Origin of the sequence: Bradyrhizobium cosmicum, assembly GCF_032290525.1 — a bacterium.
Lineage (GTDB): Bacteria > Pseudomonadota > Alphaproteobacteria > Rhizobiales > Xanthobacteraceae > Bradyrhizobium > Bradyrhizobium cosmicum_A.
In genome coordinates, this window is record NZ_JASXTA010000014.1 from 17,787 (window position 1) to 36,643 (window position 18,857).

The 18,857-nt window shown below is 64.5% G+C and carries 15 protein-coding genes and 1 tRNA gene; 14 read left to right on the forward strand and 2 right to left on the reverse strand.

The annotated features are described in order from the left end of the window. The first annotated feature begins 189 nt into the window (after positions 1–189). From QSV46_RS23910 to QSV46_RS23950, 9 genes are all read left to right on the forward strand, one after another. Positions 190–1,293 (forward strand): ABC transporter substrate-binding protein, encoded by a 1,104-nt coding sequence (locus tag QSV46_RS23910; protein ID WP_314957465.1) that lies wholly within the window; start codon positions 190–192, stop codon positions 1,291–1,293. Beyond that, positions 1,271–2,293, forward strand: coding sequence for an ABC transporter permease (locus QSV46_RS23915; protein WP_314957468.1), 1,023 nt, complete (start codon positions 1,271–1,273; stop codon positions 2,291–2,293). Before QSV46_RS23910 ends, QSV46_RS23915 begins: the two co-directional genes overlap by 23 nt. Then, on the forward strand, positions 2,287–3,087 hold the full coding sequence (locus tag QSV46_RS23920) for an ABC transporter ATP-binding protein (RefSeq protein ID WP_314957471.1): 801 nt from the start codon (positions 2,287–2,289) through the stop codon (positions 3,085–3,087). The genes QSV46_RS23915 and QSV46_RS23920 overlap by 7 nt, the downstream gene beginning before the upstream one ends. Next, complete coding sequence (locus tag QSV46_RS23925; RefSeq protein WP_314957473.1) at positions 3,081–4,253, forward strand: acyl-CoA dehydrogenase family protein; 1,173 nt, start codon at positions 3,081–3,083, stop codon at positions 4,251–4,253. The genes QSV46_RS23920 and QSV46_RS23925 overlap by 7 nt, the downstream gene beginning before the upstream one ends. A 30-nt stretch (positions 4,254–4,283) precedes the next feature. Further along, positions 4,284–5,378 carry an LLM class flavin-dependent oxidoreductase gene (locus QSV46_RS23930; protein ID WP_314957475.1) on the forward strand — a complete coding sequence of 365 codons (1,095 nt, stop codon included), beginning with the start codon at positions 4,284–4,286 and terminating at the stop codon, positions 5,376–5,378. Continuing rightward, complete coding sequence (locus QSV46_RS23935) at positions 5,375–6,313, forward strand: ABC transporter substrate-binding protein (RefSeq protein ID WP_314957479.1); 939 nt, start codon at positions 5,375–5,377, stop codon at positions 6,311–6,313. Before QSV46_RS23930 ends, QSV46_RS23935 begins: the two co-directional genes overlap by 4 nt. 327 nt (positions 6,314–6,640) lie before the next feature. After that, on the forward strand, positions 6,641–7,486 hold the full coding sequence (locus QSV46_RS23940; protein WP_314957482.1) for a CmcJ/NvfI family oxidoreductase: 846 nt from the start codon (positions 6,641–6,643) through the stop codon (positions 7,484–7,486). A gap of 95 nt (positions 7,487–7,581) precedes the next feature. Continuing rightward, positions 7,582–7,896, forward strand: coding sequence for a septal ring lytic transglycosylase RlpA family protein (locus tag QSV46_RS23945; protein ID WP_314957485.1), 315 nt, complete (start codon positions 7,582–7,584; stop codon positions 7,894–7,896). A gap of 43 nt (positions 7,897–7,939) precedes the next feature. Beyond that, positions 7,940–9,109, forward strand: coding sequence for a Gfo/Idh/MocA family oxidoreductase (locus QSV46_RS23950; RefSeq protein WP_314957488.1), 1,170 nt, complete (start codon positions 7,940–7,942; stop codon positions 9,107–9,109). A 59-nt stretch (positions 9,110–9,168) separates the two neighbouring features. On the opposite strand, the gene QSV46_RS23955 is transcribed toward QSV46_RS23950, so the two are convergent. Both QSV46_RS23955 and QSV46_RS23960 read right to left on the reverse strand, forming a co-directional pair. Then, positions 9,169–10,479, reverse strand: coding sequence for an ABC transporter substrate-binding protein (locus tag QSV46_RS23955; protein ID WP_314957490.1), 1,311 nt, complete (start codon positions 10,477–10,479; stop codon positions 9,169–9,171). A gap of 339 nt (positions 10,480–10,818) precedes the next feature. Further along, the gene (locus tag QSV46_RS23960) at positions 10,819–12,051 is read right to left on the reverse strand and encodes an SMP-30/gluconolactonase/LRE family protein (RefSeq protein ID WP_314957493.1); all 1,233 of its coding nucleotides are present in this window, start codon (positions 12,049–12,051) and stop codon (positions 10,819–10,821) included. A 240-nt stretch (positions 12,052–12,291) separates the two neighbouring features. Between QSV46_RS23960 and QSV46_RS23965 the strand changes: the two genes are divergently transcribed. From QSV46_RS23965 to QSV46_RS23985, 5 genes are all read left to right on the forward strand, one after another. Next, the gene (locus tag QSV46_RS23965; protein ID WP_314957830.1) at positions 12,292–12,597 is read left to right on the forward strand and encodes a hypothetical protein; all 306 of its coding nucleotides are present in this window, start codon (positions 12,292–12,294) and stop codon (positions 12,595–12,597) included. 399 nt (positions 12,598–12,996) lie between these two features. Beyond that, on the forward strand, positions 12,997–14,559 hold the full coding sequence (locus tag QSV46_RS23970; RefSeq protein ID WP_314957495.1) for a 2-isopropylmalate synthase: 1,563 nt from the start codon (positions 12,997–12,999) through the stop codon (positions 14,557–14,559). A 296-nt stretch (positions 14,560–14,855) separates the two neighbouring features. Next, a complete protein-coding gene (locus QSV46_RS23975) occupies positions 14,856–15,872 on the forward strand; it encodes a TRAP transporter substrate-binding protein (RefSeq protein ID WP_314957497.1) in 1,017 nt (338 codons plus the stop codon). Positions 15,873–16,069: 197 nt separating this feature from the next. Beyond that, entirely contained in the window at positions 16,070–16,678 is a 609-nt protein-coding gene (locus QSV46_RS23980) for a Spy/CpxP family protein refolding chaperone (RefSeq protein ID WP_314957500.1), read from the forward strand. Between the two features lie 169 nt (positions 16,679–16,847). Next, positions 16,848–16,923: transfer RNA gene (locus QSV46_RS23985), tRNA-Lys, on the forward strand. Positions 16,924–18,857: the final 1,934 nt, after the last annotated feature.

Sequence of the window (18,857 nt, forward strand, 5' to 3'; positions counted from 1 at the left end):
GTCGCGCAACATTCGAAATTCCATTTCATTGACGATACCGCGAACGCGCCGCATGATTTGCGCATCGCATCAACGCGGCGCAGGAAGCGCCAGCGAAGAATTTTCTCTCAACGCAGCTCCGCACGGAACATGCGCAACGCGAACCGTTGCGCAGATGGCGGAGCCGTGCCAGCGCAGGAGCGGGGACCGATGGACAACGACAACAAACGCGGCGGTTCGGGCCTCGACCGGCGCCATCTGCTCCAGGCGGGGTTAGCTGCGGCGTTCGCCGCGCCGCTCGGTGCTCTCGGTGCGGCACAGGCGTTTGCGCCGCGCGGGATCGCGCCCGGCGTCGATCTCTCGGAGTTTCCGCTGTGCCGGACGGCATCCGATGCGCCCGCGCTCGCCGGTGCCCCGCGCAAGCTAAAGCTGTCCTGGAACGCCGGCGCGGTGTGCCTTGCGCCGGTGCCGGTCGCCATCGAGCACGGCTTCTTCCAGAAGCACAATCTCGACATCGAGCTCATCAACTATTCCGGCTCGACCGACCAGCTGCTTGAAGCGATCGCGACCGGCAAGAGCGATGCCGGGCTCGGCATGGCGCTGCGCTGGCTGAAGCCGCTGGAGCAGGGCTTTGACGTCAAGATCGCCGCCGGCACCCATGGCGGCTGCATGCGCGTGCTGACCCGTGCCGACTCCAATGTGAGCAAGCTCGCCGACCTCAAGGGCAAAATCGTCGCGGTCGGCGACCTCGGCGGCCCGGACAAGAACTTCTTCTCGATCCAGCTCGCCAAGCTCGGGATCGATCCCAACAAGGACGTCGACTGGCGCGCCTATCCCGGCAACCTTCTCAACGTCGCCGTCGAGAAGGGCGAGGTGCAGGCGTTCCTGTCGTCCGACCCGCTGGGCTATCTCTGGCTCAAGGACAGCCAGTATAAGGAAGTCGCTTCCAATCTCGACGGCGAATATCGCGACAAGAGCTGCTGCATCCTCGGCCTGCGCGGCAGCCTGGTGCGGGAGGAGCCGCAGGTCGCGCGCGCTCTCGCGCAGGCGCTGCTCGATGCCGCGATGTTCACCGCGCAGAACCCGTCCGTCACGGCAAAATCGTTCCAGCCTTACGCGCCGAAGACGGCGTCGCTCGCCGATATCGAAGGCATGGTGCGCTACCACACCCACCATCATCACCCCGTCGGCGAGATCCTGAAGCGCGAGCTCAAGGCCTATGCCGACGATCTCAAGAGCGTGCAGGTCTTCAAGCAGAGCACCGACACGGCCAAATTCGCGGAGCGCATCTATGTCGACGTATTCGCTGTCTGACGGCCTCGCCTCGGGCGCGCCGCGCCTCTCGCGCGCGCCGGTCCTTGCGAGCTGGGTGCGGGACTCCGGCGGCGGCGTTCTCGCCAGCGTCGCCTGGATCGCCTTCGGCCTGTCCTGCCTGTGGTGGCAGGATGTCGGCGACTGGTCGCGGACGCACTCGCTTGGCATTGCCGCCTTCATCGTTGCCGCAATCGCCCTGTTCGGCACCGTCGGCGCCGATTATCTGGGATCGGCGGGAAGGGCCTTGCGCCAGCGCGCGCCCTGGCTCGTCGCGCTGGCGGCGTTCCTGACGCTGTGGGAAGTTGCCACTGCGAAATTCGCCTGGTTGCCGCTGCCGTTCTTTCCGCCGCCGCAGTCGATCATCGAAGTCTATACCGACGATCTGCCAAAACTGCTCGACAGCGTGTTCGCCTCGGTCAAGCTGCAGCTCGGCGGCTATCTGATCGGCGCCACGGTTGGCTTCCTCACCGGCGTCTCGATCGGCTGGTCGCGTGCGGTCGGCTATTGGGTGCATCCGGTGCTGCGCTTCATCGGTCCGCTGCCGGCGACGGCGTGGCTGCCGATCGCCTTCTTCACCTTCCCATCGAGCTGGAGCGCCTCGACCTTCCTGATCGCGCTGGCGACCGGATTCCCGGTCACGGTGCTGACCTGGTCGGGTGTCGCAAGCGTCAGCAACGCCTATTACGACGTCGCGCGCACGCTGGGCGCAAAGCCGTCCTTTCTGGTGCTGAAGGTCGCGATCCCCGCGGCGTTGCCGCACGTCTTCGTCGGGCTGTTCATGGGGCTCGGCTCGTCCTTTGCCGTGCTGGTCGTGGCCGAGATGATCGGCGTCAAGGCCGGCCTCGGCTGGTACCTGCAATGGGCGCAGGGCTGGGCCGCCTACGCCAACATGTATGCTGCGCTGATCGTGATGTCGCTGCTCTGCTCCGGCGCAATCACCCTGCTGTTTTCGATCCGCGACCGCCTGCTGGTCTGGCAGAAAGGGACCGTGAAATGGTAGCCGCAGCCGCACTGGCCGAAATCCCCGCTCATACGGCCGCCGGCGCCGCGCTCGACATCGAGCAGGTCAGCCACGCCTTCGACATCGACGGCACTGAACTGCCGGTGCTGAGCGATGTCAGCATCTCCGTCGTATCAGGCGAGTTCGTCGCGCTGCTCGGCCCTTCCGGCTGCGGCAAGTCGACCTTGCTGCGGCTGGTCGCCGGCCTCGACAAGCCGAGGTCCAGAACGCTGCGTGAGGACGAGGCGCGCATCACGCGGCCGCATCCATCCCGCGTGGTCGTATTCCAGGATCCGACGCTGTTTCCGTGGCGCACGGTCTGGGACAACGTCGCGTTGGGGCTGGAAGCCCAGGGCATTTTGAAAAGCCAGCGTCACCGCGTCGACAACGCGCTCGATCTCGTCGGACTGTCGGACTTCCGCACCGCCTATCCGCACCAGCTCTCCGGCGGCATGGCGCAGCGCGTCGCGCTGGCGCGGGCGCTGGTCAACGATCCCAAGATCCTGGTTCTCGATGAGCCGCTCGGCAAACTGGACTCGCTGACCCGTATCACCATGCAAGCCGAGCTCGTCTCGCTCTGGCAGCGCAAGGGCTTTACCACGTTGCTGGTGACGCATGACGCCGAGGAGGCGTTGGTGCTCGCCAACCGCGTCATCGTCTTCAGCGACCGTCCCGCGCGCGTGAAGGCCGACATCCGCGTCGACCGGCCCTATCCGCGCCATCGCGGCGATCCGTATCTGGCCGATCTGCGCCGCCAGATCCTCGGCCTGTTGGGGTTGGATGCCACATGGTGATATCAGCAGCCCAGGGTCGGGCGGTCCATAGCGAGCCCGATTACATCGCGCGTGCCGAGGCGCTGGCCGAAGGTTTTGCGGCGCGCGCGGCCGAGCACGATCGCACCGGCAGTTTCCCCTTCGAGAACTTTCGCGAACTGTCCGAGGCGGGCCTGCTGTCGCTGACGGTGCCGGCCGTCCATGACGGCGGCGGCGCCGGCGCACGCTACAGCGCGCGGGTCGTCGGAATCATCGGCAAAGCCGATCCGTCGACCGCGCTGGTGCTGTCGATGCACTACATCAATCATCTGGTGATAGCGCGGAGCCCGACCTGGCCGGCGCGATTGTCGCGCAAGCTCGCCCGCGAGAGCGTCGAGGGCCCTGCGCTGGTCAACGCGCTGCGCGTCGAGCCGGAGCTCGGCTCGCCCGCGCGCGGCGGGCTGCCGGCGACAATCGCGCGCCGCACCGAGACCGGCTGGCGCCTGACCGGCCACAAGATCTACTCGACGGGCTCGCCGATCCTGAAATGGTATCTGGTCTGGGCGCGGACTGACGAGCCAGAGCCGCGCGTCGGACAATTCCTGGTGCCGGCGGGCCTGCCGGGCACGCGCATCGTCGAGACCTGGGATCATCACGGCCTGCGGGCGAGCGGCAGCCACGACGTCATATTCGACGACGTCGTAATCCCGCTCGATGCCGAGGTCGACGTCCGCAAGCCTTCGGAGTGGCGCAGGCCCGACATCGCGCAAGCGACCGTCCACACGGTGTTCGTCGCCGCGATCTATGATGGCGTCGGCCGCGCGGCGCGCGACTGGTTGATCTCGTTCCTGAAGCAGCGCGTTCCCGCCAGCCTCGGCGCGCCGCTCGCGACCTTGCCGCGCGCGCAGGAGATCCTCGGGGCCATCGAGGCGCGGCTCGCGGTCAATGCGCGGCTGATCGAGACGTTCGCCCGCGACTTCGACGACGGTGTCGATCTTTCGCCCGGCGAATCCAATGTCATCAAGCTGACGGTGACCAACAATGCCGTCGCCGTGGTCGAGGATGCCTTGTCGCTCACCGGCAATCACGGCCTGTCCCGCACGAACCCGCTGGAGCGGCATTATCGCGACGTCCTGTGCGGACGCGTGCACACGCCGCAGGACGATTCGACGCGCAGCGGCCTCGGCCGTGCCGCATTGGGCCTTTAGCTTTCCGCAAAACAATCAGGGAGACCGGTCATGTCGATCGAGTTCATCGGCTTTATCGCAAACAGCAATGCTTCGGAGACCATCGTCCGCCAGGGGCCGGTGCTCGATCCCGCCTATATCGAGACGGTCGCGAAGGCGCACGAGCTCGCGGGTTTCGACCGTGCGCTGCTCGCGTTCCATTCGACCACGCCGGATGCGCTGCAGATCGCGCAGCATGTGCTGACCATCACCAAAAAGCTCAAGGTGATGATCGCGCAACGGCCGGGCTTTACGGCGCCGACGCTCTTGGCGCGCCAGCTCGCGACGCTCGACCAGCTCTATGACGGCCGCGTCTCGCTGCACGTCATCACCGGCGGCAACGCGATCGAGCTGCGCCAGGACGGCAACACGCTGGACGACAAGGACGAGCGCTACGCCCGCACCAGCGAGTTTCTCGACATCGTTCGGCTGGAATGGACCAGCGAGAAGCCGTTCAACTACAGCGGCAAGTACTACACCGTCGAGAACGGCTTTTCGCAGGTGAAGCCGCTGCAGCAGGGCGGCATCTACACCTTCGTCGGCGGCGGCTCAGATGCCGCGATCGAGGTGTCCGGCAAGCATGCCGACACCTTTGCCCTGTGGGGCGAATCCTATGCGCAGGTGCGTGACGTCACCGCGCGCGTGCGCGCGGCGGCAGCGCGCTACGGCCGGCCAAGCCCGCGCTTCAGCCTGTCGGTGCGGCCGATCCTCGCGGATACCGAGGAGAAGGCCTGGCAGAAGGCCGACGGGATCCTAGAACGTGCCACAGCACTGCAAGACCAGACCGGCTATCGCCGGCCCAATCATGCGACCGATGGCGCCAAGCGGTTGCTGGCGCTGGCCGACCAGGGCAGCCGGATCGATAAGCGACTGTGGACCGAGATCGCAAAGCTCACTGGGGCCAACAGCAACACCACCGCGCTGGTCGGCACGCCCGAGCAGGTCGCCGAGGTTTTTGCCGATTATTACGACCTCGGCGTCAGCCACTTTCTGATCCGCGGCTTCGATCCGCTTCCCGATGCCATCGACTATGGCCGCGAGCTGATCCCGCTGACGCGCAGGCTGATCGCCGAGCGCGACCAGCAACGGGGGATCGCGGCGGAATGATCCGGTTCATCGTTGCTGCGGCGCTCGCTTTTGCGGGCGCTGATCTCGCCAGCGCCCAAACCACCTTGCGCGTCGGCGACCAGAAGGGCAATTCGCAGGCCGTGATGGAAGCGGCCGGCGTTCTCAAGGATGTGCCCTACAGGATCGAATGGAAGGAATTTCCGGCGGCAGCACCGCTGCTGGAGGCACTCAGCGCCGGCGCGATCGAGACCGGGCTCGTTGGGGATGCGCCGTTCACGTTCGCTGCCGCCTCCGGCGCGCCGGTGAAGGCGATCGCCGCGATCCGGCAGACGCGCGAGGGGCTCGCCATCCTCGTGCCCGAGACTTCGCCGATCAAGAGCTTCGCCGATCTGCACGGCAAGAAGATCGCGACCGGCCGCGGCTCGATCGGGCATCAATTGATCCTTGCCGCGTTGGAGAAGAACGGCTGGAGTGCGAGCGACGTACAGATCGCGTTCCTCGCGCCGTCCGATGCCAAGATCGCCTACACGCAAGGCTCGGTCGATGCCTGGTCGACCTGGGAGCCGTATGTGAGCCAGGAGGAGGTGCTGTTCAAGTCGCGCCGCGTCATCACCTCCGAAGGCCTGACGCCGGGCCTGAGCTTTCAGGTCGCGCGTCCCGACGCCATTCGCGACAAACGCACCGAGCTGACCGACTTCGTCCGGCGCCTCACAGCGGCGCGGGCGTGGTCGCTGCACAACATCGATAGCTATGCGGCGACCTGGGGCAGGCTGATGAACATCCCGACCGCCGTGCCGCAGAACTGGCTCTCGCGCGCAAAAATCCGCATCGCGCCGATCGACGACGGTGTGGTCGCCGACGAGCAGAGCACGATCGATCTCTATTTCCGCTGGGGCCTGATCAAGCAGAAGCTCGATGCCGCCGAGATCGTCGATCGCTCGTTCTCGGACGCGATTGCGAAGGCGGGATTGTAGCGAGCCGGGTGTCCCGGACGCGCTGCAGCGTGCAACGCTGCTGCGCTGAACCGGGACCCATGCCACGCACGATCGCTCTCGGTGAGATGGGCCCCGGCTCTGCGGCGCACCACTGCGTGATGCGCCGCGTCCGGGGCACGAGAATTCACGCGCACCTCAAGCATCCGTGAAACGAGAACGACGCTTTTCGCGCAATCGCCTTGCTCGAAACATTCCTTCTGCATTTCGCGCTGACGACGACACCCTCATTGCTATTTGCATCGCGCCTCTTGCGGCACGGTGCACTCCCGCAAAAATCAACCAGACGACCACATCGGGAGACCGGCCATGGGCCTGCAAGAAACAAAAATCGAATCGCTTCCCTTCGTCACTGCCGAACTCAACTATCTCGCGCCCGTTTCGGGCAAGCCGCGCACTTACGCCTTTGATCCGCCGCCGGGCGAGCCCAAGAGCACATCGCTGCCCGAGCCGCACCAGGTTCCGATCTTCGATGCGCGGCTGATCGCAAATAGCATCTCGCTCGATCGCGAGGGCTTTGCGCTGGTGCGCCATCCGACGCGGGTAAAGGACTTCTACAACGACGACGAGGTGAGGGCGGTCTATTATCCGGCGGTCGAGGCGTTCCTGCGTGCGACGCTCAAGGCCGACCGCGTCGTCATCTTCGATCACACCGTGCGCAAGCGCGTCGATGGTGCCGCCGACATTCGCGGCGGTGGCCCGCGCCAGCCTGCGACGCGCGTCCATGTCGACCAGACCGCGACCTCCGGCGCCAACCGCGTGCGCGAGCATCTGCCTGACGAGGCCGACGAGTTGCTCAAAGGCCGCGTGCAGGTGATCAATCTGTGGCGGCCGATCCGCGGTCTCCTGCGTGATTCACCGCTGGCGATGGCCGACGGCACGACCGTGGCGTCCGACGATCTCGTCCCATCCGATCTGATCTATCCCAATCGCCGCGGCGAGACCTATTCGGTGAAATACAATCCGGACCACCGCTGGTTCTATTTCCCCGAGATGACCCCGGATGAAGCGCTGCTGCTCAAATGCTATGATTCGGCAACCGACGGCCGTACCCGCTTCGGGCCGCACACGGCGTTCATCGATCCGACCACGCCGGCCGATGCTGCGCCGCGCGAGAGCATCGAGGTCCGCACACTCGTGTTCCACAAACAGTAACAAAGTGTGATGGCCGGGCATGGCCCGGCAGTGGCTGGAACTTACGGGAACCAACAAACGTTTGCGCCGCGGGCAGGGCAACCCGGAGCGGTGCCGTGCGAGCGCAGACCACGCTAGTCTCTTGCCTTGCCACTTTTTCGCTTTCTGCTGTTTCTGTCGCGCATGCTGAAAGCGGGCTTGCCTCCTATTACGGATACGGAAAGGCCGGCAAAGGCGGCGAGCTGACCTGCGCTCACCGCACGCGGCCCTTCGGCAGCGTGCTGAGGGTGTCTTATGGCAGCCGCTCGATCCAATGCCGCGTCAATGATCGCGGCCCCTTCATCCGCGGCCGGATCGTCGATCTCTCGGTGCCGGCTGCCAAAGCGCTCGGCATGATGAGCGCAGGCGTGGTGCGTGTCTCGGTGGAATAGGCCTGCCGGGGCGCTATAGTGCCGCCCACAGCAGGGGGGCGCTATGGCCAAAATCAGGGTGGGATTAGTCGGCTGCGGCTTCGTGTCGGAGCTGCACATGTATGCGTTCCGGCGCGTCTACGGCGTCGATGTCGAGGTCGCGGCGGTGGCCGCGCGCGGCGACCATGTCGTCGAGTTCGCGCGGCGCCACGGGATATCGCGGGTCTATCGCAGCTTCGCCGAGCTGATCGCGGACGCGCATATCGATGTCGTCGACATCTGCACGCCGCCCAACCTTCACGCCGAGATGATTGTCACGGCGATGCAGGCCGGCAAGCACGTGATCTGCGAAAAGCCGTTCGCCGGCTATTTCGGCCGGGAGGGCGACGCGCAGCCGATCGGCAAGCACGTGCCGAAGGCGCTGATGTACGAACGCGTGCTGGCGGAGATGGACGCGACGCGGGCCGCGATCGAGCGCACCGGAAAACTGTTCATGTATGCCGAGGACTGGATCTACGCGCCGGCGGTGACCAAGACCGCGGAGATCCTCAAGGCGACAAAGGACAAGATCCTGTTCATGAAAGGCGAGGAGAGCCATTCCGGTTCGCACGCAGCGCATGCCGCGCAATGGGCGATGACCGGCGGCGGCGCGCTGATCCGCATGGGCTGTCACCCGCTTTCGGCCGTGCTTTATCTGAAACAGGTCGAGGCGAAGGCGCGCGGCGAGACCATCCGTGTCGCCAGTGTCACCGGTGATGTCGGCAATGTCACCGCCGGCCTGAAGCCGGAGGAGCGCACCTACATCAAGGCGAATCCGGTCGACGTCGAGGACTGGGGCACGCTGACCGCGACCTTCTCCGACGGCACCAAGGCGACGGTATTCTCCGGCGACATGATCATGGGCGGCGTGCGCAACCTGATCGAGACGTATACGTCCGCCGGTTCGCTGTTCGCCAACATCACGCCGAACACGCATCTGATGAGCTACCAGACCAGCGAAGAAAAGCTCGCGAGCGTCTACATCACCGAAAAGGTCGATCGCAAAACCGGCTGGCAGTATGTCTGCCTCGAGGAAGAATGGACGCGCGGCTATTTGCAGGAGATCCAGGATTTCATGGAATGCGCGGCGACGGGACGCCAGCCGCTGTCGGACCTGGCGCTGGCCTACGAGACGATCAAGGTGAACTACGCCGGATACTGGGCCGCGGAGGAGGGACGAAGGGTGGTGTTGTAGGCGTGGCGTACCCTGCCCTGGAGGGGGAGGGTAAGAAGCGAATCGCCGCAGCGCGCAGCTCACGCCCCGTATGTCGATCCCTTGGGCAACGGAAATACCGGGTCCTGGGTGCGAATGTTCGTCGGCCACACAACCGAGACGTGCTCGCCGGCGTTCTGCATCACGACCGGGGTCGAGCGTTCGTTCTGACCGGAGAGCGGCGTGCCCGGCGGGAAGAACTTGACGCCGTAGCCCTGGATGGTGCCGCCGGCGGGGATGTCGACGTCGAGCGCGGCCTTGCGAATGGCCTCGGGCTCGAAGCTGCCGTACTTCTCCCTGGCGACCGGCAGCACGTTGTTAAGCAGCACCCAGGTCTGGTTGAAACCCATCGAGCAGTGCGGCGGCACGTCGGTAGCGCCGGTCTTGGCCTGGTAGCGCGAGACCATGGTCTTGATCAGCTCGCCCATCCCCGGCGCGAGCTTGGCGGGATCGAGCAGTTGCGCCGGCACCGGGTCGATGTTGCAGAAATTGTCGATGTCGGGCCCGAAGGTGGCACGCAGCTTGTCGAGCTGGCTGTAGCCGGCGCCGGCGCCGAACAGCATCTTGAAGCGCAGGCCGCTCTCGCGGGCCTGGCGCAGGAACAGGGTGATATCCGGGTTGTAGCCGGCATGCGAGATCACGTCGGCCTTGGCGCGCTTGAGCTTGGTGACCAGCACCGAGAGGTCCGGCGCGGAGGCCGAATAGCCCTCGCGCAGCACCACCTGGATGCCCGCCTGCTTGGCATAGGCCTCGTCGGCGGCGGCAACGCCGACGCCATAGGGGCCGTCCTCATGGATCAGCGCGACCTTGACGTCCTTCGGCTCCATGCCGAGCTTGGCATTCGCATGCTCGTTGATGAAGCTTGCAAAGGCCTGGCCGTATTGGTCGGAATGGATCTGCGCGCGAAACACGTATTGCAGGTTCTTGTCCTTGAACACGGCGGTCGAGACCGCGGTCGTGATCCAGAGGATCTTCTTCTGCTGCTCCACCCTGGCGGCGAGCGGCACGGCGTGCGAGCTCGCATAGACGCCATTGAGGATGTCGATCTTCTCCTGGTTGATCAGGCGTTCGGCCTCGTTGATCGCGACATCGGGCTTGCTCTGGGAGTCCGCCGCAACCGGCACGATCTTGGTCTTGCCGCCGATACCGCCCTTCTCGTTGACGAGGTCGATGGCGATCTGCGCGCCGACCGAGGAGGCGACGGAGCCGCCGGCGGCGAATGGTCCGGTGAGGTCGTAGATCAGCCCGATCCGCAAATTCTCGGTTTGCGCCTGGGCTCGGGTCCAATCGAGGCTGAGTGCGGCGGCGGCAGCCGCCGAGCTCTTCAGCAGCTGCCTGCGTGAAGTCGGCATCACGTGTCCTCCCTCTGAAGCGTCTTATGATTGGTCGATTTTTGAGAAGTATGGGGAGCGGGACGGCGGAAAGTCAACATCGCCCAAGGTCGAACCGCGACGGCCGCGCCACACGACGCATCTGCGAAGGAAAAAGAAGAAACTCACCGCTCGCTGCGGCTCACCAGATTGTCACCATAGAGAACAACGACGCGAATTCTGTCTGCCATGGCTCAACTGTCACGCGCTCTGCGCGGGAGCTACCCTTGTTGCCAGATCTCACCCAGCGAGAAGCTCCTCAAGAGAACACGGCGCCGGCGTTCCTCGCCGGCGCCGTGTTGCAATTTCGTGTCTGCCCCGTCAGCCCGGTCCTGCGCCTTGCGTCGCCGTGTACACGGCATAGAGCGATTGGCTCGCGGCCATGAACAGGCGGTTGCGCTTGGGGCCGCCGAAGCAGACGTTGCCGCAGACTTCCGGCAGGCGGATGCGGCCGAGCAGCTTGCTTTCCGGCGACCACACCGTCACTCCGCTATAGCCGACCGCGCGCCCGGCATTGCTGGAAGCCCAGACATTGCCGTTGACGTCGCAGCGCACGCCGTCGGGCCCGCACTTGACGCCATCGATCACGCAATCGCTGAACCTTTTGGGGTTGGAGAGCTTGTTGTCGGTCCCAACATCGAACACGAAGATCTCGCCCTTGCCGCCGGGGCCGGTATCGCCCGGTCCCTTGCCGGTCGAGGCGACGTAGAGCTTCTTGTAGTCGGGCGAGAAGCACAGGCCGTTCGGATCGGGCACCTGCTCCTCGGTGACGACGAGGTCAATGCGGCCGCTAGGATCGATGCGGTAGCAGTTGGTCGGCAGCTCGCGCTTGCCCGGCACGAAGCCCGCCGGTTGTCCGATCCGCGGATTGAGCTTGCCGGGCGCATTGCTCGGGCCGCCCGCGACGTCGGGTTCGCCTTCATAGAGCTGGCCGCCATAGGGCGGATCGGTGAACCAGTAGCTGCCGTCGGGGTGCGCGGCGATATCGTTTGGCGAATTCAGCCGCTTGCCCTGATAGGAGTCGGCCAGCACCGTGGCGGTGCCGTCGTGCTCGTAGCGCGTCACCCGCCGCGTCAGGTGCTCGCAGGAGAGCTGGCGGCCCTGGAAATCGAACGAGTTGCCGTTCGAGTTGTTGGAGGGCGAGCGAAACACGCTGACGCGGCCGTCGTCCTCGCTCCATCGCATCTGCCGGTTGTTCGGAATGTCGCTCCACAAGAGGTAGCGGCCCTGCGCGCTCCAGGCCGGACCTTCGGCCCACAGCAGACCCGTGTAGAGACGCTTGATCGCGGTGTTGGGCTGCGCGAGGTCGTTGAAGGACGGATCGACCGCGATGATGTCGGGGTCCCAGAAATAAGTCGTCGGCGCGCCGTTGGGGCCGAAATCGCGCGGCGGCATGGTGATCGTCGTCGGCGGCGCGACAGGTCCGGTCTGGGCCAGCGCGGGGCCGGCCATTGTGGCGGCAGCGCCGAGCGCGAGCCCCCGGACAAGTGTTCGTCGTGAAAGCGCAGCATCCTGGTCACGCGGCTCGTGGTCACGAGCCTCCTGGCGTGTCATCGCGTCCTCCCGGTCTTGTTCGGCTGGCCGGTTGATCCGGCCGAGCGGGCGAAGGTTAGTCCGGTCCGATGATAGTTGCGAGGGGGAGACACGCATCCTCCGCGTGATGGCGGGGTGGCAAAAGCGCTGGAATATCGAACATGGAAACGACAAATTCGTCCCGCGCGCGACGGCTTGACCGGAACTGGATTTGGGGCATTGCCAAGCTGTGGAGCGTGTCAAGCCTTGACCTCCCGCGCGATGCTGGCAGAACCTTGCTCGGGGCGTAAGTCGGAGTTCATTGTGGCAGTCGCTGTAGCTGTACTGGTTTTGCTTCTCGGGATTGCATTTGCGGCCGGCTATTTCACCCGGGACTACGCCTCTCGCAAAAGGCGGGAGGCGGCGCGCCGCTGGCGGGGGTACACTGATCCGGCTTGGCTCAATGCCAACGCACCGGCCAACACCAATGAAATCGCGCGCACCGACGGGATTGCGCCGGCCACTGGCGAACTCGGCCAGATGCTGGACCGCTGGGAAAACCGGGCCCGCGCCCGCCGCGCGGTATAGCTCCACGTATGGGAAATCGAGGCGGGAGCCTCAATCAGGTCAGCTGCCCTGACCATCTTTTGGCGTTGCAGTTGACGCCGTTTCTCGTCTAGAAACGGACGCATCGAGCCTCCCGGCAACCAACCGTCAACGGTTTTGACCGAGGATTTGAGGGCTCAACAGGGTCTGGCAATGCTGATTCGCGGCCAAAACGATGGGATTTCGGGGGAGGTGGCTCTGGCCGCCGCCGCGATCCCGGCCGCGCTGCTGCCCACCCTCCTTATTGGCGGGCTTCTTCTTACCTGCCCCTGAGGGCCGGCTGGGCGCCATGCGCCTGGGCGCTCAGGGGATGTACGAGATCAGCGGACCCCGACAGCGCCTCAGGAATGACCGGCGCGAAAGCTCAAAAGGAAATTTGAAATGGCCCCCGTGAACAAGTCCGACAAGGACCGCGTCATCATATTCGACACCACGCTGCGCGACGGCGAGCAGTGCCCCGGCGCCACCATGACCTTCGAGGAGAAGCTCGAGGTCGCCGAGATGCTGGACGATATGGGCGTGGACGTCATCGAAGCCGGCTTCCCGATCACCTCCGAAGGCGACTTCCAGGCGGTGAGCGAGATCGCCCGCCGCTCCAAGAACGCCGTGATTGCCGGCCTGTCCCGTGCGCATCCGGCCGACATCGACCGCTGCGCCGAGGCGGTGAAGTTTGCAAAACGCGGCCGCGTCCACACCGTGATCGCGACCTCGCCGCTGCACATGCGGGTGAAGCTGAACAAGACCCCGGAGCAGGTGATCGAGACCTCGGTCGCCATGGTCGCCCGCGCCCGCAACCAGATCGACGACGTCGAATGGTCGGCCGAGGACGGCACCCGCAGCGAGATGGAGTATCTCTGCCGCATCGTCGAGGCCGTCATCAAGGCCGGTGCCACCACGGTGAACATTCCGGACACCGTCGGCTACACCACGCCCGACGAATACACCCACTTCATGAAGACGCTGATCGAGCGCGTGCCGAACTCCGACAAGGCCGTGTTCTCCGTGCACTGCCATAACGACCTCGGCATGGCCGTGGCGAACTCGCTGGCCGGCGTCGTCGGCGGCGCGCGCCAGGTCGAATGCACCATCAACGGCATCGGCGAGCGCGCCGGCAACGCCGCGCTCGAAGAGATCGTGATGGCGATCAACGTCCGTAACGACAAATTCCCGTTCTGGAACAAGATCGACACGACGCAGCTCACCCGTGCCTCGAAGGTGGTTTCGGCGGCGACCTCGTTCCCGGTGCAGTACAACAAGGCGATCGTCGGCCGGAATGCCTTCGCGCATGAGAGCGGCATCCATCAGGACGGCGTGCTGAAGGATGCCTCCACCTACGAGATCATGCGGCCCGAGATGGTCGGCCTGAAGCAGTCCTCGCTGGTGCTGGGCAAGCACTCCGGCCGCCATGCTTTCGTGCACAAGCTGGAAGAGATGGGCTACAAGCTCGGTCCGAACCAGCTCGAAGATGCGTTCACGCGGATGAAGGCGCTGGCCGACCGCAAGAAGGACATCTACGACGAGGACATCGAGGCACTGGTCGACGAAGAGATGGCGGCGTCGCACGACCGCATCAAGCTGACGTCGCTGACCGTGATCGCCGGCACCCATGGTCCGCAGCGCGCGACCATGAAGCTCGACGTCGACGGCCAGATCAAGATCGAGGAGGCCGAGGGCAATGGTCCGGTGGACGCGGTGTTCAACTGCATCAAGCGCCTGGTGCCGCACGAGGCCAAGCTCGAGCTGTACCAGGTCCACGCGGTGACCCAGGGCACCGACGCGCAGGCCGAAGTCTCGGTGCGGCTGTCGCAAGAGGGACGTGCGATGACCGCGCGCGCGGCGGATCCGGATACGCTGGTGGCCTCGGCCAAGGCCTATCTCGGCGCGCTCAACAAGATCGTCATGAAGCGCCAGCGCGACACGGTGACGACGGCGGCGGCAAGCTGACGCGATGATTTCGCCTCTCCCGCTCGCGGGAGAGGCCGACGCGCCGTTGGCGATGCGAAGCATCGTCCTGGGCGTGGCGGTGAGGGCTGTCTCCACACCGGGAATGTCCCGATGCGGAGACACCTCTCCCCAACCCTCTCCCGCAAGCGGGCGAGGGAGCGCAGCGGCATTCATGATGAATAGCTGCCCTGCTAAGGGCCAATAGCGGCTCTGCCTCCCAGCCGCTATTGATGCAGCCGGCATAAGGATCGGCCACCCGCGAGGTCGGGCGGCCCAAATAACAACAGGGAGAGATTATGCGCACCTTCGCGATCGCCGCGTCCATCGCGGTCCTGGCACTTGGCTTGAACTTTGGCTTGACCGGTCCGGCATCGGCCCAATCGCCGATCATCATCAAGTTCAGCCACGTGGTGGCCACCGATACGCCGAAGGGCAAGGGGGCCGAGAAATTCAAGGAACTCGCCGAGAAGTACGCCGGCGGCAAGGTCAAGGTCGAGATCTATCCGAACTCGACGCTCTACAAGGACAAGGAAGAGCTCGAGGCGCTCCAGCTCGGCAGCGTGCAGATGCTGGCGCCGTCAAACTCCAAGTTCGGCCCGCTCGGTATCCGCGAGTTCGAGGTGTTCGATCTGCCCTACATCCTTCCCGACCTGAAGACGCTGCGAAGGGTGACGGAAGGCCCGCTCGGCCTCCGCCTGCTCAAGCTGCTGGACTCCAAGGGCATCACCGGCCTTGCCTATTGGGACAACGGCTTCAAGCAGATGAGCGCCAACAAGAAGCTGGTGACGCCGGCGGACTATCAGGGCGTCAAATTCCGCATCCAGTCCTCGCGCGTGCTGCAGGCCCAGTTCAAGGCGCTCAGCTCGCTGCCGCAGGTGATGGCGTTCTCGGAAGTCTACCAGGCGCTCCAGACCGGCGTCGTGGACGGGCAGGAGAACACCTGGTCGAACATCTATACCCAGAAGATGCACGAGGTGCAGAAGTACATCACCGAGACCAATCACGGCTATATCGGCTACGTCGTGATCGTGAACAAGAAGTTCTGGGACGATCTGCCGGCCGACATCCGCGACCAGCTGTCGAAGGCGATGAAGGAAGCGACCGACTTCACCAACGCGCAGTCGCAGAAGGAGAACGACGACGCGCTGGCCGAGATCCGGAAGAGCGGCAAGAGCGAGATCATCAAGCTCACGGCGGAGCAGGACGAGGCGATGCGCAAGGCGATGGAGCCGGTCTACAAGGACGCCGCAAGCCGCGTCGGGCAGCCGCTGATCGACGAGTTCCAGAAGGAAGCGAAGAGCACGACGAACTAGTCTCGACGACGCATGAATGGAGCGCTTCCGTGCAGGCTGCACGGAAGCCGCTTTGTTGCGAATGATTTCCGAATGAACCTGAACACACATTCAGGCGGGTGACATCCTGGCAAGAACGCTCTTCCTGTCCAAGTTGTAAGTTGCGCGTCAGCCTTGCGCCCCTCATCTTCAGCGCATCCTTCCAGAGGAGGCTCGTCATGAGGAAGTTCACCATCGCCGCCATCGCCGTGCTCAGCATCGCCGGCTCGGGTGCGGTCTATGCCCAATATCATCGCCCGTGGATGGAGCACTTCCGCCACGTTCGCATGAACCCGGAAGACCGCGCCGCCTTCCTCGACGCGCGGATCGCCGCCGTCCATGCCGGGCTGAAGCTCAACGCCGACCAGGAGAAGCTGTGGCCGCCGGTCGAGGCCGCCGTGCGCGAGTTCGCCAAGCTGCGGATCGACCGCGCCAATGCGCGTATGAACGCCGGCCCGGGCGATGCCAACAAGGACGCCGACAAGCCGGAGGATCCGGTCGCCCGGCTGCGCCAGCGCGCCGAGGACATGGGCGCGACCTCCGCCGCCCTGAAGAAGATCGCCGATGCCGCCGATCCGCTCTACAAGACGCTCGACGACGGCCAGAAGCGGCGCCTTGCCGTGCTGACCCGCCACCGCGGCCCGTTCGGCGGCGGTGAGGACGGCCCGCCCCGCCACTTCATGGAACGGGGCATGGACCGCATGATGGAGCGCGGCATGGAGCACTTCCACCGCGACCGTTTCGACCGCGACGGCGGCCCGGACCCGGACCGCGAGGGCCGGCTCTGAGCCATCGGGGGTTCTGCGGGGATTCACCCTTGGATTAACCTTGGCGAAGCCGCTGGAATCCAGCGGCTTTTCGCTTTTTGGGGACTGCTGAAAAACCTTCATTGCATCGCTTGCCATACCCGGATCGCTTTGCTAAACGACCGGCCTCGCAAGGCATTGACCGCCTTTCGGGCGCATAGCTCAGTTGGTAGAGCAGCTGACTCTTAATCAGCGGGTCCCAGGTTCGAGCCCTGGTGCGCCCACCAAGCTTTTGAATAGCTTGGCGACCTCGCAAGAGAGCCATTGCGACAAGTGGTCAGCGGCTGTTCGGCCATCGTCGGTGAACTTCGCCGTGTCGCTCCACCGACGGTCATTGCTGTAATCGCAGGCGTATATCTGTACCCGCATGACAATTCTCCGCGCGTGACGACCCTTAAGGTTCGCAGAGATGTCGTTCTTCTTGCGCGGGCGCCACACCGCCTGCTGAACCGAGCGCCCGTCCCGAGCCGTCGCTGGCAATTCTCCGTCCGCACCTTTATCGTTGTCCGACCGAACTGCAGCCGCGTCCAAGGACCGAGCAAACGACGTGCCGCGAGCGCCTGGAGGCAAGTCACCCGTCCTTGAAGTCGCGGTGCCCAAATGGCACGGCTTTCGCCACGAGGCGCGACCGCGCAGCTCTGTTCGAAGCTTCTGATTGCGGTTGGCCCGCGGTGCCAACTGCTGGAAGCAGACGTGAGCGCAGGCGCAAATCGTCCAGAAAGCGTCGCTGCTTTGCCATCTCGAGCTGCAGAAGGGGAGGCCGAGATGATCGTCGAACACCCCGCGAATGCGATCGCGAGCAGAGCCGCACCGATGGCCGTGCGATCATAGTCGTGCGTTGCCGATCGCACTCATGGACATGCTCCTAGCCTCGTCACCACGGTCGCAAACCTTCAGTTGGTAGGCTTCGCTATCCAGCCGTATTCCTGATGGGAAGTCCTTGCGGTGATGTCGACGTCTTTCTCAGCCGACAGGCGCCAGGCAGCCACCCCGAAGCACAAGGTTAGGGTCAGGGCCAGGGCAAGCAGAAGAATAGCGACGAAATGGCTCACTGGTGAACCGCACAACGTGGATTTGCAGCCCAGAGGGAGCACGGAGAGTCGATTCGGAAAATGCAGATTTGCTGACCTACCGGCCGTTTTCCCCATCCTAAACAGGGCCAAAAGCGCTCACGATCCCGATCGTAATGAAGATGATCGCAACGCAAATCCATGTAACAGGCGAACTCGAGCTGAGGCCGGCAACAAGAATTCCGACTCCGAAAACGACGATGAATGCCGAGATCGCATAGGCGATTGCTTTGTCCATCGGCGGCCCCACCAGCAACAGGGTCTGTTCTAGGACGCGCCCTGGACCGAAACGTTCCTGCGCGGAGTGGGGTATGAACGGTGCCAAGGAATCGCAATTTGCGACACCTGCGGCCTACCTCCGTCGTCCCGCACGATCGGCGGCGCGACCCCAGATATCAACTCTGTCCGATCGTAACGTGGCGGTCGCCAACCTCCAAACTCCGCCCGCGCATTGGCCGAACTGGCTGCCGTCGATCAGCATCTTTTGACCAAGCTTCCCGACGGCTTCTGAGCATTTCACAGGGCCGCTGTGATAACTGCTTGGGGCTGCAAGACGCGACTTACGATTCTTGCGCTTCGTCCCGGTGACGCTCGCAGGTGCTCGGCGCCGGTTCGATGAAGGTGAATTTTCAAATCAACGCACCGCGCGGGTTGACAATTGTGTACCCCCTCAATGAACGCGCGTGTATTCTCGTTGCGCGCCCGCCGGAGTTGCCATCATACGTCATCCAGACGTCGCCTCCGATATGGTGTTCAAGAACAAAAACGTGCCCGCGTCTTGCCGCGACCATTCCCGGGCCTGGCGGCGTCCGGGGAAAGCGTAGCCAATTGGCCGCGAGATTTAATTCGGGCACGATGCGACCGAACACGTGCAACGCCGCGGCACAACCGCAGAACGAGGAAGGGCAACCCGCCGGTCGGCCGCCAACGACCTTTGCGCTGGCAGCAACATCAAGCGGCGCTCCTCTTGCGGCAGCGACGACTTGAGTTGACTGGTGCGTTCTCAACGAACGTTGCAAGTTTCGCTGGGTCGGCGCTCGCGAGTAGGACGAGAAGTCGCATGGCATCGTGACATTGCATTCGGTGGCGTG

Excerpts from the sequence above, each read along its gene's own strand:
- QSV46_RS23910 (WP_314957465.1), top strand. The coding sequence starts at position 190 with ATGGACAACGACAACAAACGCGGCGGTTCGGGCCTCGACCGGCGCCAT.
- QSV46_RS23915 (WP_314957468.1), top strand. The coding sequence starts at position 1,271 with ATGTCGACGTATTCGCTGTCTGACGGCCTCGCCTCGGGCGCGCCGCGC.
- QSV46_RS23920 (WP_314957471.1), top strand. The coding sequence starts at position 2,287 with ATGGTAGCCGCAGCCGCACTGGCCGAAATCCCCGCTCATACGGCCGCC.
- QSV46_RS23925 (WP_314957473.1), top strand. The coding sequence starts at position 3,081 with ATGGTGATATCAGCAGCCCAGGGTCGGGCGGTCCATAGCGAGCCCGAT.
- QSV46_RS23930 (WP_314957475.1), top strand. The coding sequence starts at position 4,284 with ATGTCGATCGAGTTCATCGGCTTTATCGCAAACAGCAATGCTTCGGAG.
- QSV46_RS23935 (WP_314957479.1), top strand. The coding sequence starts at position 5,375 with ATGATCCGGTTCATCGTTGCTGCGGCGCTCGCTTTTGCGGGCGCTGAT.
- QSV46_RS23940 (WP_314957482.1), top strand. The coding sequence starts at position 6,641 with ATGGGCCTGCAAGAAACAAAAATCGAATCGCTTCCCTTCGTCACTGCC.
- QSV46_RS23950 (WP_314957488.1), top strand. The coding sequence starts at position 7,940 with ATGGCCAAAATCAGGGTGGGATTAGTCGGCTGCGGCTTCGTGTCGGAG.
- QSV46_RS23955 (WP_314957490.1), bottom strand. The coding sequence starts at position 10,479 with ATGCCGACTTCACGCAGGCAGCTGCTGAAGAGCTCGGCGGCTGCCGCC.
- QSV46_RS23960 (WP_314957493.1), bottom strand. The coding sequence starts at position 12,051 with ATGACACGCCAGGAGGCTCGTGACCACGAGCCGCGTGACCAGGATGCT.
- QSV46_RS23965 (WP_314957830.1), top strand. The coding sequence starts at position 12,292 with ATGCTGGCAGAACCTTGCTCGGGGCGTAAGTCGGAGTTCATTGTGGCA.
- QSV46_RS23970 (WP_314957495.1), top strand. The coding sequence starts at position 12,997 with ATGGCCCCCGTGAACAAGTCCGACAAGGACCGCGTCATCATATTCGAC.
- QSV46_RS23975 (WP_314957497.1), top strand. The coding sequence starts at position 14,856 with ATGCGCACCTTCGCGATCGCCGCGTCCATCGCGGTCCTGGCACTTGGC.
- QSV46_RS23980 (WP_314957500.1), top strand. The coding sequence starts at position 16,070 with ATGAGGAAGTTCACCATCGCCGCCATCGCCGTGCTCAGCATCGCCGGC.